Genomic DNA, 14,966 nt, shown 5'->3' with positions numbered 1-14,966 from the left:
GCATCATTTTCAGACGGCCTTAATTCATGCCTGAACAACCCGACGCTTAGCGCCAGTAACGCCACCAAGGCATATCGTCAGATCGCCATTCGTGTTGCAAGAACGGGCTTTGCGGGAAGTTGGTTTCCAAAACACGGCGTGTATCAGCAGCCAGTTGCAGCTTGTCCAGTTTTTTGTACGCCAATTCCATCATCGCCAAAGCTTCTTCGACGTAACGGGTATTTTGGTAACGGCTGACGATTTTTTGCGCACGGTTGGCCGCTGCGACATAAGCACCGCGTTTCATGTAATAACGTGCCACAGATATCTCGTTACCACCCAAAGCGTCCACCAGCTTGGCCATACGCTCGGTTGCATCGGCAGCGTATTTGCTGTTTGGGTAACGTTGAACCAACTCGGCAAACGCCTGATAAGCATCGCGGTTGGCTTTCGGGTCGCGGTCGGACCAGTCTTGGGACGCCAGCTTGTTCAAGAAAGACTGGTCTTCGTTAAATAGGACCAAACCTTTCAAGTACAGCGCGTAGTCCATATTCGGATGTTGCGGATGATGGCGTTGGAAGCGCGCAATGGCAGCCAAAGCTTTTTCCGGCTCATCGTCTTTATAATAGGCATACGCCGTATCCAACTGGGACTGCTGGGCATAGCGGCCGTTTGGAAAACGGGATTCTAAAATTTCGTATAACTTGACAGCTCGCGTATAATTGTTGCTGTTCAATTCGTCTTGCGCTTCGGCATAAAGCTTTTCCACACTCCAATCTTGAGTAATTTGGGCGTCTTTATCGATTGTGCCTTTATTTGCGCAGGCACTCAGTGCCAAACCTAAAGAAACTACTAAAAGAATTTTTTTCATGCAGAATACTTCCTTTGATAACGAAGCCGATTATAGCGATGATTTAGACTTTCCGTCATCCCCTGAAACAGAAAGTTGTGTTAATTTGACCGTTCCGCTCGAAATGGCGGGCGGAAGGCTGGATGCCGTATTGGCCAAACTCATGCCCGACTACTCGCGCAGCCGCCTGAGTTCGTGGATTAAAGAGGGTGCAGTCATTGTAAACGATAAGCCTGCTCAACCCAAAGATAAAATGATAGGCGGTGAATTGATTGCCGTTACGGTACGTCCGAGCGAAGAAAACCTCGCGTTCACGCCCGAACCCATGGATTTGGACATCATTTATGAAGACGATACCGTCATCGTCATCAACAAACCGGCCGGATTGGTCGTCCATCCTGCCGCAGGCAACTGGAGCGGCACCCTACTCAACGGCCTGTTGGCGCACTGTCCCGAATTAAGCCAAGTGCCGCGTGCGGGCATCGTACACCGTTTGGACAAAGAAACCAGCGGCCTGATGGTGGTCGCCAAGACCCTGCCGGCGCAAAACTCACTGGTTCAACAGCTTCAAGAGCGCACAGTCAAACGCATTTACCGTGCCGTTGCCAACGGCATCGTCCCTTTTGACGGCAAAATCGAAACCCAAATCGGCCGCGACCCGCACAACCGCCTGAAAATGGCAGTCGTCAAATTCGGCGGCAAACCTGCCATTACCCATGTCAAAGTGTTGGAACGTTACCTGGCGCACAGCTACATCGAATGCTCGCTCGAAACCGGCCGCACGCATCAAATCCGCGTTCATATGCGCGAAGCCAACCATCCGCTGGCCGCCGACCCTGTTTACGGCAACCTGCGCCATCCATGCAGCGACGCGGTTAAAGAAGCCATCAAAGCCCTCGGCGCGCGCCAAGCCCTACATGCCTACCGCTTGAGCTTTGTACACCCGAAAACCGGCGAAACCGTTTCCTTTGAAGCACCTATACCTGACGATATGTACCACCTGCTCTCCGTCCTGCGTCTGGAAGCCGGTTTGGATTCTTCCCTAAGCAACGAGGAAGAATGGCAAGAGAAATTCGGCATGGACGATGACGATGATTGGAATGAAGACGACTACGATGTCGAAGTCGTTTATGTAAGGGATTAAACCCATTTTTCAGACGGCCTAAAATATTATTTCAGGCCGTCTGCAATCAATCCGTTCCAATATTTCAGCGACTCAAAGATTATGAAAACCATCACAGATACCCTAAACCTCGCCCCGCAAGGCAAGAATTTTTTGACTGCCGACTGGCCTGCTCCTGCCAATGTTAAAACGCTTATTACCACGCGCAACGACGGTGTCAGCGAAGGCGTGTACCGCAGCCTAAATGTCGGTTCGCACGTCGGCGACAATCTGGAAGCCGTGCTCCGCAACCGCGAAATCGTACAGGAACAAGTCGGCCTGCCCGTTGCCTACCTCAATCAAATCCACAGCACCATTGTTGTGAACGCAGCCGAAGCGTTAGGAAATACACCCGACGCCGATGCCTCGGTGGATACAACGGGCACGGTCGCCTGCGCTTCAATGACTGCCGATTGCCTGCCTGTCTTGTTTTGCGACAAAGCAGGGACCGTTGTTGCGGCGGCTCATGCAGGTTGGCGCGGTTTGGCCGGCGGCGTTTTGCAAAATACCATTGCGGCAATGAATGTCGAGCCGTTGGAAATCATGGCCTATCTCGCGCCTGCCATCGGCCCTGATGCGTTTGAGGTGGGACAAGATGTATTTGATGCATTTTGCACACCCATGCCGGAAGCTGTCGATGCGTTTGAAGACATCGGCGGCGGCAAATACCTTGCCGACATTTACGCTTTGGCGCGCATGGTTCTGCACCGCGAAGGCGTGAACATGATTTATGGCGGCACCCATTGCACCGTTTTGGAACGCGATACTTTCTTCTCCTACCGCCGCGACGGGCAAACCGGCCGCATGGTCAGCCTGATTTGGTTGGAAAAATAAGATTTGCGCCATCAAAGACAAGGCCGTCTGAAATACTTTCCGTTTGCGATTTCAGACGGCCTAAACATTATTCGTTATAATCCGACGATACCGTAACCGGTTTCAACGAAGGAATATCCAATGAAAAAAATCCTATTGCCTGCACTCGCCCTATTGCTTGCCTCTTGCGGTTTCCACCTGAAAGGCACAGGTGTGACTTCTCAGCCGCTGCCTTATCAAAACTGGCATGTAGAAGGCGGAGCCGTCATGCAAAAAGCGCTGGAAAATGCCTTACGCCGTGCCGACGGTCATCCGGTTAGTGAAGCCGAATCACAAATCACCCTGCGCGTTGTCGACTTTCAAAAACGCCGCGACATCTACACCATCACCCGCGCCGCCGCGATCAACGAATACCTGCTGGCCATGACCGTTAAAGCCCAAGCCTTCCGCAACGGCGAGCCGGTTGGCGAACCGATAGAAGTTAAGGTTCACCGCACCATGGACTACGCCGACAGCGAAGTTTTGGGCAAACAGGAAGAGGAAGAAACCATTTGGTCTGAAATGCGCATTGATGCTGCAGATCAAATCGTCCGCCGCCTGACTTTCCTGAAGGCGCGATAATGGCTGCCGCGCCCATTGAGAGCCTGCGCCCCGATACGCCGCTCCAACCGTTATATATTATTCACGGCGAAGAGGATTTGTTGCGCATCGAGGCATTGGATACCCTGCGCGCAGCCGCAAAAAAACAAGGCTATCTCAACCGCGAAGTCTATACCGCTGAAAACAATTTTGACTGGAACGAGCTGTTGCAAAGTGCCGGCAGCGCAGGTTTGTTTGCCGATTTGAAACTGCTGGAAATCCACATTCCCAACGGCAAACCCGGCAAAAATGGAGGCGATACCCTGCAAACCTTCGCCGAACGCCTGCCCGAAGATACGGTTACGCTTATCCTCCTACCAAAGCTTGAAAAAGCGCAAATCCAGTCCAAATGGTTTTCCGCATTAGCAGGCAAAGGCATCGTCCTAGAAGCCAAAGCCGTTGCGCCACATGCTTTGCCGCAATGGATACAGGGCCGTCTGAAACAGCAGGGTTTGGATATCGAGCCTGAAGCACTCGCCCTTTTTGCCGAGCGCGTCGAAGGCAATCTCTTGGCTGCCCGTCAGGAAATAGAAAAACTCGCCCTGCTCCATCCCCAAGGCCATTTGATCAATATTGCCGACGCAGAGGCCGCGGTTGCCACCGTCGCCCGCTTCGATGTATTCCAACTGGCAGGCGCATGGATGAAAGGCGATACCCTGCGCGTTTCCCGTTTGCTGGACGGTTTGGAAGAAGAAGGCGAAGAGCCGGTTTTGCTGTTGTGGGCGGTTGCCGAAGACATCCGCACCCTAATCCGCCTCACTGCCGCACTCAAGCAAGGCCAAAACATCCAAAGCCTGCGCAACAGCCTGCGCTTATGGGGCGACAAGCAGACCCTTGCACCAATGGCGGCCAAACGCATTTCCATCAACCACCTGCTCGACGCGCTCAAAACCTGCGCCAAAATCGACCGCATCATCAAAGGCGCGGAAGAAGGCGATGCATGGACTGAGTTCAAACAACTCGTTACTTCGCTGGCCGCTTGAAACCGTTGCCACGCGTCAAGAAACTTGCACGCAATACGCCCCAAAAACAGAAAATACTGTAAAATAGCGTAAACTTAAATTCAGGCCGTCTGAACCTCGCATTTCAGAAGGCCTCTTCCAGCAAAAAACAAGGAAACACCAACCATATGGATAATAAAACCAAACTTCGTATCGGCGGTCTGGCTCTGCTGACCACTGCCGTATTAAGCCTCATCATCGTTCTGATCGTCGATTCATGGCCGCTGGCCATTCTGTTGGCCGTCATCATCGTGGCCGCTGCCGCAGGCGGTTTCGTTTGGACTTCACGCCGTCAGCAACGCCAATTCCTCGAGCGCCTGAAAAAATTCGACATCGATCCGGAAAAAGGCCGTATCAACGAAGCCAACCTGCGCCGCATGTACCACAGCGGCGGTCAACATCAAAAAGACGCGATTACCCTGGTTTGCCTGTCACAAAAATGTTCCGTTGACGAAGCGCACGCCATTTTCAAAAAACGTCCGACCCGTCAGGAAATGAACCAAATGGCTGCCCAACAGGCACGCGGTCAAAAACGTCCACATCGCTAAACCCGACAGTAACAGGCCGTCTGAACATCCTATCCCGTTTCAGACGGCCTGTTTTTATTTCCATCAAACCCATTTCCGTTTCCATCGCATTATGACCCGTCTTCCCACCGCCCCACTCAAACGCCGCCTCGCCGCACTGGTTTACGAACTTCTGCTGACCGGCGCCGTGACCAGCCTTGCCGCCCTTGCAGCCGGTATTGTCGCCATCTTTCTCAATCCCATTTCCACGCGCCTGTCCATGCTGGCAACCTGTCTGATTCTGTTCTACGCATGGTGGCTCTACTTCCGCGCCAACTGGCACAAAAAAGGCCAAACCCTCGCCATGCAGACATGGAAAATCGGCTTGGCCGATAAAAACGATACCCAGCCGCCCCTACCACAGCTGCGCCTGCGCTTTATTTGGGCCAGCATTTTTATTGTCTTCATTCCCCTATTTGCCTACGCCGGATTACGCCATCTGCTCAATATCCCTCCTAAAGGCGCATTCGGCGCCGCGCTCATTTGGCTTATCCTGCCATGGGGCTTCGCCCTGCTCCACCCCGACCGCCAGTTCCTCTACGACTTCTTGGCCGGAACAAGGCTGGTGGATTTGAATCAGAAGAAAACAAACGAATAAAATCCAAAAGCGGCATAAAATAAAGGCCGTCTGAAAATCAAGATAAGTTTCAGACGGCCTTTAATCATAACATCAAGCAATGATTATTCTTGCCAACGTTTGAACACCAGCGAAGTATTGACGCCGCCAAAAGCAAAGTTATTGCTGACCACATAATCTGTTTGAATCTCGCGTCCACCTGTTTGGATGTAATCTACCTTGCCGCAACGCGGATCGATGTTTTCCAAATTGACAGTTGGCGCAAACCAGCCATTGTTCATCATTTCGATGGTAAACCAGGCTTCCAATGCGCCGCACGCCCCGAGTGTATGGCCGAGGTAGCTTTTTTGCGAACTCATCGGTATAAAACCAAACACCGCTTCAGTAGCCAATGTTTCGGCAATATCGCCTTTTTCAGTCGCCGTACCGTGGCCGCTGACATAGCCGACTTTATCAGGCGTAATACCGGCATCTTTCAGCGCAAGCTCCATACATTTTTGCATGGTTTCTTTTTGCGGCTGGGTAACGTGGCTGCCGTCGCTGTTGGCGCCATAGCCGACAAGCTCGGCATAGATTTTCGCACCGCGCGCACGGGCGTGTTCCAATTCTTCCAATACAAAAATGCCTGCGCCTTCGCCGATGACCAAGCCGTCTCGAGCGTTGTCGTAAGGGCGCGGCGTCAGCTCAGGTTCGCCGTTACGACGGCTGGCGGCATAAAGTGAATCGAAAACATAAACTTCGGACGGACAAAATTCTTCGCCGCCGCCGGCCAGCATCATATCAATCAGGCCGTATTTAATCGCTTCGTAGGCATAGCCTATGCCTTGGCTGCCGGAAGAGCACGCGCTCGAAGTCGGGATAATGCGGCCTTTCAAGCCGAAGAAAATGCCGATATTGGCGGCAGTCGTATGCGGCATCATGCGCACATAAGTATTGGCGTTGAAATTGCGCGATGTACCCGTAGTTAGAAGTTCGCCCATATCGCCGATGTCTTTGGTACTGCCGACAGACGAGCCGCACGCTACGCCCATACGGCCGTCTGTAATGCTTTCATCACCCAGCAAACCCGCATCCGTCAAGGCTTGCTCTGCCGCATCGACACACAAATGCGACACGCGCCCCATACTTCTAAGCTGCTTGCGCGTCCAGTGCTCTGGAGGGGAATAGCCTTCAATCGGCGCGCCCAGTTGCGCTTCCAATTCAGGAAAGCGTCCGCTCCAGTCCATGTATTTGACCGCGTTTTTTTCGGCTTTAAAGGCCGTCTGAATACTTTGCCAATCGCGGCCGAAGGCGGTAATACCGCCGATACCTGTTACTACGACTCTTCTGGTATTCAACACAAACCTCCGTTCACAGCAATCACTTGGCGCGTAATGTACGCCGCTTTCTCATCCATCAAAAAGCGCACCGCATGCGCTACTTCCTCGGGCAATCCCATGCGCGCGGCAGGGACGGCCTTTAAGATTTCTTCGACAGGCACGTTCTCATCGATAATATCGGTATCGATAAGGCCCGGCGCCACGCAGTTGACGGTAATTTTTCGTTTTGCCAACTCAACCGCCAAGGCTTTTGCCGCGCCGATCAAGCCCGCTTTGGACGCGCTGTAATTGACCTGACCGCGGTTGCCCGTCAAACCGGACACCGACGCCATGCATACAATCCGTCCGGCTTTGCGGCGGCGGATCATCGGCATGGTCAAAGGGTGCAACACATTATAAAAACCGTCCAAATTGGTACGCAGCACCAAGTCCCAATCATCATCAGTAAACGCAGGAAACGCATTGTCGCGCGTCAGGCCGGCATTCAGCACCACGCCGTAATATGTGCCGTTTGCCTCAATGTCGGCAGTCAAAATTTCTCGGCAGGCTTCGCGGTCGGACACGTCAAACTGCAACACGCGCGCATTTCTACCCAATGTACGGATTTCTTCCGCTACGGCTTCGGCTTCATCGCGGCGGCTGCGGCAGTGGACGACAATATCAAAGCCGTCCTCAGCCAAACCGAGTGCGACGGCTTTGCCGATACCGCGATTAGACCCTGTAATTAAAATAGTTTCACTCATACGTTTTCTCACTATATCGACAGGCCGTCTGAATCTTTGTCTTTTCAGACGGCCTTGTAAACGGTTTAAATGACTTGACCGTCTTTCGGACTGTACACATTTAAAGAAGCTTTTGCCAGCAAACCGTCCGGCGGCAACAGATGCTTCACATCTTCCGGTGCATCCGTCCAGCGCAACTCGCAATCAAATACGCCCATGCCGCCCAAATCCTGAATGGACACATGCGCCCTGACTTCCAGCTCAGTACCGACAGGCACGGAATCGGCAAACAAATCCAGCTTGCGCGTTCCCAATAAAAAACCCAAACGGACAGGCTCTCCGGCCTTTAAAGCCTCAATGCCTGCAAACGCGCCTATGCCCTGCGCCATCAATTCCATATAAGCCATAGACGGCAACACGCCGTCCTGCAGCAAAATATGCTTGTCGCCAACCGGCGCACGGCAAACCGTATAGTCATCGCCAAATTCTTTCACACAGTCGATAAGCACCATATGTCCGCTGTGCGGAAGCAGCGAAGCGACATCATAAATCGGGGCACTCGGTATTGAAGGCATAAAATGTCATCCGGGAATAAATTACGTTACAATATGCATTATAACAGAGCCTAGCTTTTACTAACCCATTTCATTACAATGTATGAAAATGTAAAACATTGAAAGACATCATGCCTCAAAACGTTTGCCGTTTCAGCTTCAATATCGCCGCATGGCAGGCCTCCTCCAGCAAAATCAGTACGCCGGAGCAATGGCAGGACTGGGTGCAGGGAAAACTCGATACCGCCTCCCTGCCGGAGTGCAAACCCGCGCTCTCCTTTTTGCCGCCTATGCAACGCCGCCGCTTGGGAAAAGCGGCACGCTTGGTTTGTGATGCCGCATGGAATCTGGCCGACCAATATCCCGAAAGCGTACCGGTTTACGTTTCGCACGACGGCGAAAGCAACCGCAGCTTTGAATTATGGCAAGAGCTTTTGAACACGCATACCGTCTCGCCGACCTCATTCGGCCTGTCCGTCCACAACGCAACGATTGGGCAATGGTCGATGTTGCGTAAAGACATGAGCGAGCATACCGCGTTGGCCGTTGCCGCCGATTCCTTTGAAACCGCGCTGACCGAGGCATTTGCGCTTTTACAAGACGGCGCGCCATCTGTTTTAGTAATTGTCGCCGATGATCCGTTGTCTGAAGACTATCCCGTCTTGGCTACCCGTGCGCCGTTTGCCTATGCATTGGCACTGGTCATTACCAAAGGCGAAGACTATACCTTAAGCTTGGAAACCACATCTGAAAGGCCGTCTGAAAACCCTAACGATACAACAGTCGAGCCCTATTGGAGCAGCTTGGAGTGGGTACGCTTCCTGCTTTCAGACGGCAAACAACACACGCAACACTATGCCGGTAGAAACTGGCACTGGCAGAAAAACGCATGAAGACTTTAGACTATTTCCGTCGCTTTTTTGCCACACTCTTCGGCTTTATCCTTTTCGGCGTTGCAGGCGTATTGTTCAAAATCGCACTTTTGCCCTATACGCTCAAATCGACCAAAGGCGACATCAAACGTCAACTTGAAGCAAGACGCATGATAGGCAAAGTTTGGCGTTTCTTCGTCGGCTACCTGCAATGGTCGGGCGTATTGAGCGTCCGCTTCAACGGCTTGGAAAAACTCGGCAGACCCGGCCAGCTCATTCTTGCCAACCATCCCTCGCTTTTGGATGTCGTCTTGCTGATCAGCCATTATTCGGAGCCGAACGTACTGGTTAAAAAAGACCTGTTGCACAACCCCAGCATGAAAAGCCAGATTATCGCCTCCGGCTACATCCCCAACGATGAAAGCATGGAAATGCTGGAAGAAATCGACGCCGTGTTCAAAAGTGGGCAAAGTCTGCTGATTTTCCCCGAGGGCACGCGCACAGGTTGGGACGGACAGGTTAAAATGCACCGCGGCGCCGTATCGCTCGGTTTGCGCAGCGCATCAGTCATCACGCCCGTGTGCATCAAGATGACGCCGCCCAATTTTAAAAAAGGGCAACCGTGGTACAAAATCCCGCCACAAAAAATTCATTATGAAATTACCGTCGGCGACGACATCCTGCCGGAAGAATGGCTGGCAGAAAAACCCCTGCCCATCGCCGCAAGGCGTTTAAACGAATACCTTCAAGACTATTTCACAAGGAAAACCACATGAATAACTTAGAAAACCAAATCAAACAATTAATCATCGACAGCTTAGGTCTGGAAGACATTACCGTTGCCGACATCGGCAGCGAAGATCCGCTTTTCGGCGACGACGGCCTGGGTCTGGATTCGGTTGATGCATTGGAACTTGGTTTGGCCGTACAAAAAACCTTCGGCTTCCAGCTCGACGGTGAAAACGACAACCTGCGCGAAAACTTCGCCAACGTCAAAACTCTGGCCGAGTTCGTCAAGAGCCGCCAAGCATAAGGGAGAGAGAGAAGATGACCGAACAAGAAGTACGCACCCTGCTGACCGATGCACTGGTTAACCTGTTTGAAATCGAACCGGAACGCATTAAACCCGAAACCAACCTCTACGAAGATTTGGAAATCGACAGCATCGACGCTATCGACCTTATCGACCACATCAAACGCGAAACCGGCCGCAAACTGCAAGCCGAAGACTTCCGCAACGTGCGCACCGTAGAAGACGTGGTTCAAGCGGTTTTGAAAGTACAACAAGATTCCTGATTCCTCTTTGAATCAGCATATTTTCAGACGGCCTTGTCAATCGGCAAGGCCGTCTGAAAATCAATCGCAACCATGAAAATACTAGGAAAACTCCTACTGACCCTTGCCAGCCTTGCCTATCCGCTCCTATGGTATTACGGCAGGGAAAACGGCGCATTTTTCTGGCTTGCCGCGGCCATGTGTGTGTTATGGCTGATACGCGCCGCCATGCCGCAAACCACAGCCCAACGCATTACGGCGATTATCCTTGCTGCTTTTTTTGCGGCGGTACTGGTTTTCAGACGGCCTGACTCGATGTATTGGTATCCCGTTGCCGTCAACGCGCTGATGCTTGCCGTTTTCGGCGACAGCCTGTTTGCCAAACAAACCGTCATCGAACGCCTCGCCCGATTGCAACATCCCGACCTTCCCCCCGAAGGCGTGCGCCACACTCGGCGCGTTACGCAAATCTGGTGCGCGTTCTTTATCTTCAACGGCGCAACCGCCGCCATTTTGGCAGGCTTGCAATATTACGATTGGTGGGCGGCTTATACGGGCATCGTGTCGTATGTGTTGATGGGGCTTTTGTTTGCCGGAGAGTGGGTGTATCGGAAAATTGTATTGAAAGTGTAGGTCGTCTGAAAAAATGGTGTCCATACTGACAAAATAATGATATGCATTCACATGCCAACTCCATTCACTTACAAATGGAGAAGTGATCATGATAGGTTTTAAATAAAAGTCTAATAACTAGACTTATTTTCTTATAATTAATTAAAGAAAGGTAATCATATGTGTCAAATAGAAGATTGGGATGATATTCGTGCACAGTATAATCGATCAACCTTAATTCTAGGGAATGGGGCAAGTATTGCAGTTAACCGACAATTTAATTATCAGTCTTTACTACAGCATGCTTTTAACAATAATTTATTAAATAATGAACGTATAAATAGATTATTTAATTTTTTTGAAACCTATGATTTTGAATTAATTCTACGTAGAATTTGGCAAGCCCACAATGTAAATCAAATTTTGCGAATAAATAATACCGATCTCAGTCAAGTATATGAAGAAATAAGAAATGGCTTAATAGCAACCGTAAGAAGCATACATCCAAGTTATCAGGAAGTAGAACCTTTCTTAAACAACATTTATAACTTTATCAAGCAATTTGATACCATTATTTCCCTAAATTACGATTTAATTGTATATTGGGCATTAATGCATGGTTTAAACATTAATGATGGATTCTCCTTAAAAGATTGTTTTATAAATAGAAATTTTGATGAAAATTGGAAAAGATTTAGAGAGCCTATCAATAGAAATAGATTTACTTCACTTGTATTTTATCTTCATGGCAATTTAGCGTTAGGAAAGAAATTCTATGGCTCTGAATATAAAATAGAAAACAATGGAATTGGTTTGCTCGATTTAATACTTGACGGCTGGAATCGTGGGGAAACTGTTCCATTATTCATCAGTGAAGGAACAGCAAATCAAAAAATAAATTCTATTCATAATAGCTTTTATTTTTCGACTATTTACAGAGAAGTATTACCAGAACCCAAAGATAGTTTAGTGATCTATGGATGGGGCATAGGTTCACAAGACCTACATTTATTGGAAAAATTAAGAAATTGCGGAATAAGAAATATTGCTGTTTCTGTTTATAATAATAACCAAGATTATTGTCAGTATATTAATACTACTCTTCAGAGACACTTTGGAAATATCAACATTCAATTTTTTGATAGTGATAGCAGCAACTGCTGGATTCATCCATGAACCTAACCCAAATCCTATCCCCCGACCTACCCCAACACGACCTTATCGCCACGCATCCGAATTGGACGCGTGCTGATTTCAACCGTGCGGTTTTTCATCTGTCAGGCCGTCTGAAACAGGCAGGCGTGCAAACTGCCGCGTTGTGGTTTGACGATGCCGCGCTGTTTGCCTGTGCCGTGTTGGCAGTGTGGCATTCTGGTGGAAAGGTTTTATTGCTGCCCAATTTGGCGCAAGACAATTTGGAGTGGGGGAAAACGGCAGAGGCGTTTTTAACAGATTCAACAGATAAAAAGCTATCTTCAGACGGCCTGAACATATGGCACTTGCCTGATGTATTGACTCAAACAGAATCGGAAGGACTGAACACCTATCCTGAAAACCATCTGATTCCCGACCATGCCGAAGCATGGCTGAAAACATCAGGTTCCAGCGGCGAAGCGCAGATTATTGTGAAAACCGCCGCGCAAATGCAGGCAGAAGCCCTGACTTTGGCAAATACGCTGCCATTTGGACAACACGGTGAAACCGTGATCGGCAGCGTGATTCCGCAGCATCTTTACGGCTTCACATTCCGCTTCGCACTCGCGCTGACAATGGTTTGGACTATGGAGCGACAGCAGGCGGTTTATCCGGAAAACCTACTTTCCAGCACAGCCGCACACGATAAAGTGGTTTGGATTGCCAGTCCGGCCGTACTCAACCGCTTGGGTGAAAACCGCAACTGGCAGAGTATCGGCCATAAAATTGCAGGCATTGTCTCGGCCGGCGGCGCATTGCCCGCAACCACGGCGGATTTGCTGCAACAGGCTGCCGTGCGCCCGTTTGAAGTCTATGGCAGTACCGAAACCGGCGTGATTGCCTCTCGTTGCGAACGCCAAGAATGGCAGCCTTTTAAGGGTGTGGAAATCGGGCAAAACGAAGAAGGCGCACTTTGGGCTTCTTCGCCTTGGTCGCCCGAGCGCCGCCAAACCGCCGATTTGATCGAGCCGCAAGATGACGGTTTTCTGTTACTCGGTCGCCAAGACCGTATTATTAAATTTGAGGACAAACGCGTGTCGCTGACCCAAATCGAACACGAACTTTTACAACACCCTTGGATTGCCGATGCCCATTGCGGCCGCCATCCCCAACATCAACGCATTGCCATATGGGCAGCATTGAACGCAGACGGTATCTCTGCCTTGCGCGAGAAAGGCCGCGCTGCGGTCGCAGATACGCTCAAACGCCATCTGGCCGCCACGCAGGACACCATCGCCCTGCCGCGTTACTGGCGTTTTACCGACAACCTGCCGCGCAATGCCCAAGCCAAAATAGCCGCGTCGGATTTTCAGACGGCCTTTACCGTTGCCCAAACTTCTCCCGTTTGGTCGAAAACATCATCTGACGATGAAACCAATACCGAAACTTTTATCGGCCGCGTGCCCTTGGATTTGGTTTATTTCGGCGGCCATTTTGCCACCTTCCCGCTGGTTCCCGGCGTGGTCGAGTTGCAGTGGGTACGCAACCTGTTTGCGCCCAAGCCATGGGGCAAACAGCGTGTCATCCGCATCGAAAATCTAAAATATCAGCAGTTTATCCGTCCTCATGATGAAGTGTCGGTAGAACTGAAATACGATGAAGGCAAAAACAAACTGAGCTTTAAAATTAACAACGGAGAGCATCCTTGTGCATCAGGACGGATTGTGTTTGAGGCCGTCTGAATATACCTATTAACTTTTTAGTGGAAAACCAACAATATGCAACTCTTCCCTGCCCTAGAACAACGCTATTCCCACGAACACCAGTCCGCAGGCGAGGCTCAACGTCTGGCTCAAGAAATCGCTTTTGCACCGATTGTGTTCCAAGTTTCCCGCCTGATGGTGAAATTTGGCATTCTGGACTTGCTGAACGACCATCCAGACGGCCTCACTCAAGCCGAAATTGCTGAAAAAGCGAAAATCAGCAACTACGCGGCACAAGTCCTGCTGGAAGCTTCGCTGTCTATCGGCACTGTCTTGACTCGCGACAACCGCTATTTCATCAGTAAGGCCGGTTGGTTTGTCCTCAAAGACAAAATGGCCCGCGTCAACATGGATTTCACACAGGAAATCTGCTACCAAGGCATGTTTGATTTAGAAAAAACCCTGCAAACCGGCAAGCCTGAAGGCCTGAAAGTATTCGGCGACTGGCCAACCATTTACGAAGGCTTGTCTTCATTGCCAAGCATCGCGCAAGAAAAATGGTTTGCATTCGACCATTATTATTCCGACAACTCCTTCGCCGAAGCACTCAACACCGTGTTCGCCAAACCGGTTAAAAAACTGCTCGATGTCGGCGGCAATACCGGCCGCTGGGCGGAACAATGCGTCAACCACAATGCCGAAGTCGAAGTAACCATCATGGATCTGCCGCAACAAATCGGCTTGATGCGCGAAGCAACCAAAGGTAAAAACGGCGCAGACCGTATCCACGCCCATCCGGCCAATCTGCTTGATCCTGAGATTCCGTTCCCGACCGGTTTTGACGCGATCTGGATGAGCCAATTCCTAGACTGCTTCACCGAAGAACAAGCCACCAGCATTCTTCAACGCGCCGCTGCATCTATGAGCGAAAACACCAGCCTCTACATCATGGAGCCTTTCTGGGACAGACAACGCTACGAAACCGCTGCCTACTGCCTGACCATGACCAGCCTGTATTTCACTGCCATGGCCAACGGCAACAGCAAAATCTTCCATTCTGAAGACCTGATCCGTTGCGTTGAAAAAGCCGGGTTGAAAGTAGCGGAAATTTCAGACGGCATCGGCCGCGGCCACAGCATCTTGCGCTGCGTTAAGGCCGTCTGAACATCATCTTTTAAACCCTAAAAA

The 14,966-nt window shown here is 50.6% G+C and carries 18 protein-coding genes; 14 read left to right on the top strand and 4 right to left on the bottom strand.

What is annotated here, in order from left to right; genetic code table 11:
• Positions 1-46 precede the first annotated feature (46 nt).
• Positions 47-850: an outer membrane protein assembly factor BamD gene (locus ACTHS4_RS04840; protein ID WP_070826953.1), complete on the bottom strand. Its 804-nt coding sequence runs from the start codon at positions 848-850 to the stop codon at positions 47-49.
• Between ACTHS4_RS04840 and rluD the strand changes: the two genes are divergently transcribed.
• The 6 genes from rluD to ACTHS4_RS04810 all read left to right on the top strand — a co-directional run bounded on the left by rluD (position 849) and on the right by ACTHS4_RS04810 (position 5,608).
• Positions 849-1,973, top strand: coding sequence for a 23S rRNA pseudouridine(1911/1915/1917) synthase RluD (rluD, locus tag ACTHS4_RS04835; RefSeq protein WP_049332554.1), 1,125 nt, complete (start codon positions 849-851; stop codon positions 1,971-1,973). The two genes, ACTHS4_RS04840 and rluD, sit on opposite strands and share 2 nt — an antisense overlap.
• Positions 1,974-2,054: 81 nt before the next feature.
• Positions 2,055-2,825 carry a peptidoglycan editing factor PgeF gene (pgeF, locus tag ACTHS4_RS04830; RefSeq protein ID WP_070826952.1) on the top strand — a complete coding sequence of 257 codons (771 nt, stop codon included), beginning with the start codon at positions 2,055-2,057 and terminating at the stop codon, positions 2,823-2,825.
• 120 nt (positions 2,826-2,945) lie between these two features.
• A complete protein-coding gene (locus ACTHS4_RS04825) occupies positions 2,946-3,425 on the top strand; it encodes an LPS-assembly lipoprotein LptE (protein WP_070826951.1) in 480 nt (159 codons plus the stop codon).
• Entirely contained in the window at positions 3,425-4,426 is a 1,002-nt protein-coding gene (holA, locus tag ACTHS4_RS04820; RefSeq protein ID WP_070826950.1) for a DNA polymerase III subunit delta, read from the top strand. The genes ACTHS4_RS04825 and holA overlap by 1 nt, the downstream gene beginning before the upstream one ends.
• Before the next feature lie 146 nt (positions 4,427-4,572).
• Positions 4,573-4,992 carry a hypothetical protein gene (locus tag ACTHS4_RS04815; RefSeq protein WP_003746427.1) on the top strand — a complete coding sequence of 140 codons (420 nt, stop codon included), beginning with the start codon at positions 4,573-4,575 and terminating at the stop codon, positions 4,990-4,992.
• Positions 4,993-5,083: 91 nt separating this feature from the next.
• Positions 5,084-5,608, top strand: coding sequence for an RDD family protein (locus tag ACTHS4_RS04810; protein ID WP_440365558.1), 525 nt, complete (start codon positions 5,084-5,086; stop codon positions 5,606-5,608).
• 83 nt (positions 5,609-5,691) lie between these two features.
• On the opposite strand, the gene ACTHS4_RS04805 is transcribed toward ACTHS4_RS04810, so the two are convergent.
• The 3 genes from ACTHS4_RS04805 to ACTHS4_RS04795 form a co-directional block, all read right to left on the bottom strand.
• Positions 5,692-6,927, bottom strand: coding sequence for a beta-ketoacyl-ACP synthase (locus tag ACTHS4_RS04805; RefSeq protein ID WP_440365557.1), 1,236 nt, complete (start codon positions 6,925-6,927; stop codon positions 5,692-5,694).
• Positions 6,921-7,649 carry a 3-oxoacyl-ACP reductase FabG gene (gene fabG, locus ACTHS4_RS04800; protein WP_070826948.1) on the bottom strand — a complete coding sequence of 243 codons (729 nt, stop codon included), beginning with the start codon at positions 7,647-7,649 and terminating at the stop codon, positions 6,921-6,923. Before fabG ends, ACTHS4_RS04805 begins: the two co-directional genes overlap by 7 nt.
• Before the next feature lie 65 nt (positions 7,650-7,714).
• Positions 7,715-8,203 carry an ApeP family dehydratase gene (locus tag ACTHS4_RS04795; protein WP_049336784.1) on the bottom strand — a complete coding sequence of 163 codons (489 nt, stop codon included), beginning with the start codon at positions 8,201-8,203 and terminating at the stop codon, positions 7,715-7,717.
• A 110-nt stretch (positions 8,204-8,313) separates the two neighbouring features.
• Between ACTHS4_RS04795 and ACTHS4_RS04790 the strand changes: the two genes are divergently transcribed.
• The 8 genes from ACTHS4_RS04790 to ACTHS4_RS04755 all read left to right on the top strand — a co-directional run bounded on the left by ACTHS4_RS04790 (position 8,314) and on the right by ACTHS4_RS04755 (position 14,942).
• Positions 8,314-9,075: a beta-ketoacyl synthase chain length factor gene (locus ACTHS4_RS04790; protein ID WP_070826947.1), complete on the top strand. Its 762-nt coding sequence runs from the start codon at positions 8,314-8,316 to the stop codon at positions 9,073-9,075.
• Positions 9,072-9,830, top strand: coding sequence for a lysophospholipid acyltransferase family protein (locus ACTHS4_RS04785; RefSeq protein ID WP_049344240.1), 759 nt, complete (start codon positions 9,072-9,074; stop codon positions 9,828-9,830). Before ACTHS4_RS04790 ends, ACTHS4_RS04785 begins: the two co-directional genes overlap by 4 nt.
• Entirely contained in the window at positions 9,827-10,087 is a 261-nt protein-coding gene (locus tag ACTHS4_RS04780; protein WP_070826946.1) for a phosphopantetheine-binding protein, read from the top strand. Before ACTHS4_RS04785 ends, ACTHS4_RS04780 begins: the two co-directional genes overlap by 4 nt.
• Positions 10,088-10,101: 14 nt before the next feature.
• A complete protein-coding gene (locus tag ACTHS4_RS04775) occupies positions 10,102-10,350 on the top strand; it encodes an acyl carrier protein (RefSeq protein WP_003680823.1) in 249 nt (82 codons plus the stop codon).
• Between the two features lie 72 nt (positions 10,351-10,422).
• Entirely contained in the window at positions 10,423-10,962 is a 540-nt protein-coding gene (locus ACTHS4_RS04770) for a hypothetical protein (protein ID WP_371460081.1), read from the top strand.
• A gap of 159 nt (positions 10,963-11,121) precedes the next feature.
• Entirely contained in the window at positions 11,122-12,117 is a 996-nt protein-coding gene (locus ACTHS4_RS04765) for a DUF4917 family protein (RefSeq protein WP_070826944.1), read from the top strand.
• Positions 12,114-13,817: an AMP-binding protein gene (locus ACTHS4_RS04760; RefSeq protein WP_070826943.1), complete on the top strand. Its 1,704-nt coding sequence runs from the start codon at positions 12,114-12,116 to the stop codon at positions 13,815-13,817. Before ACTHS4_RS04765 ends, ACTHS4_RS04760 begins: the two co-directional genes overlap by 4 nt.
• A gap of 36 nt (positions 13,818-13,853) precedes the next feature.
• The gene (locus ACTHS4_RS04755; protein ID WP_003685414.1) at positions 13,854-14,942 is read left to right on the top strand and encodes a methyltransferase; all 1,089 of its coding nucleotides are present in this window, start codon (positions 13,854-13,856) and stop codon (positions 14,940-14,942) included.
• Positions 14,943-14,966 lie beyond the last annotated feature (24 nt).

The organism is Neisseria sp. P0014.S009, assembly GCF_051958155.1.
GTDB classification, from domain to species: domain Bacteria; phylum Pseudomonadota; class Gammaproteobacteria; order Burkholderiales; family Neisseriaceae; genus Neisseria; species Neisseria flavescens_C.
Note: the sequence above shows the minus strand (reverse complement) of the source record. Positions and strands in the feature narration are given on the sequence as shown.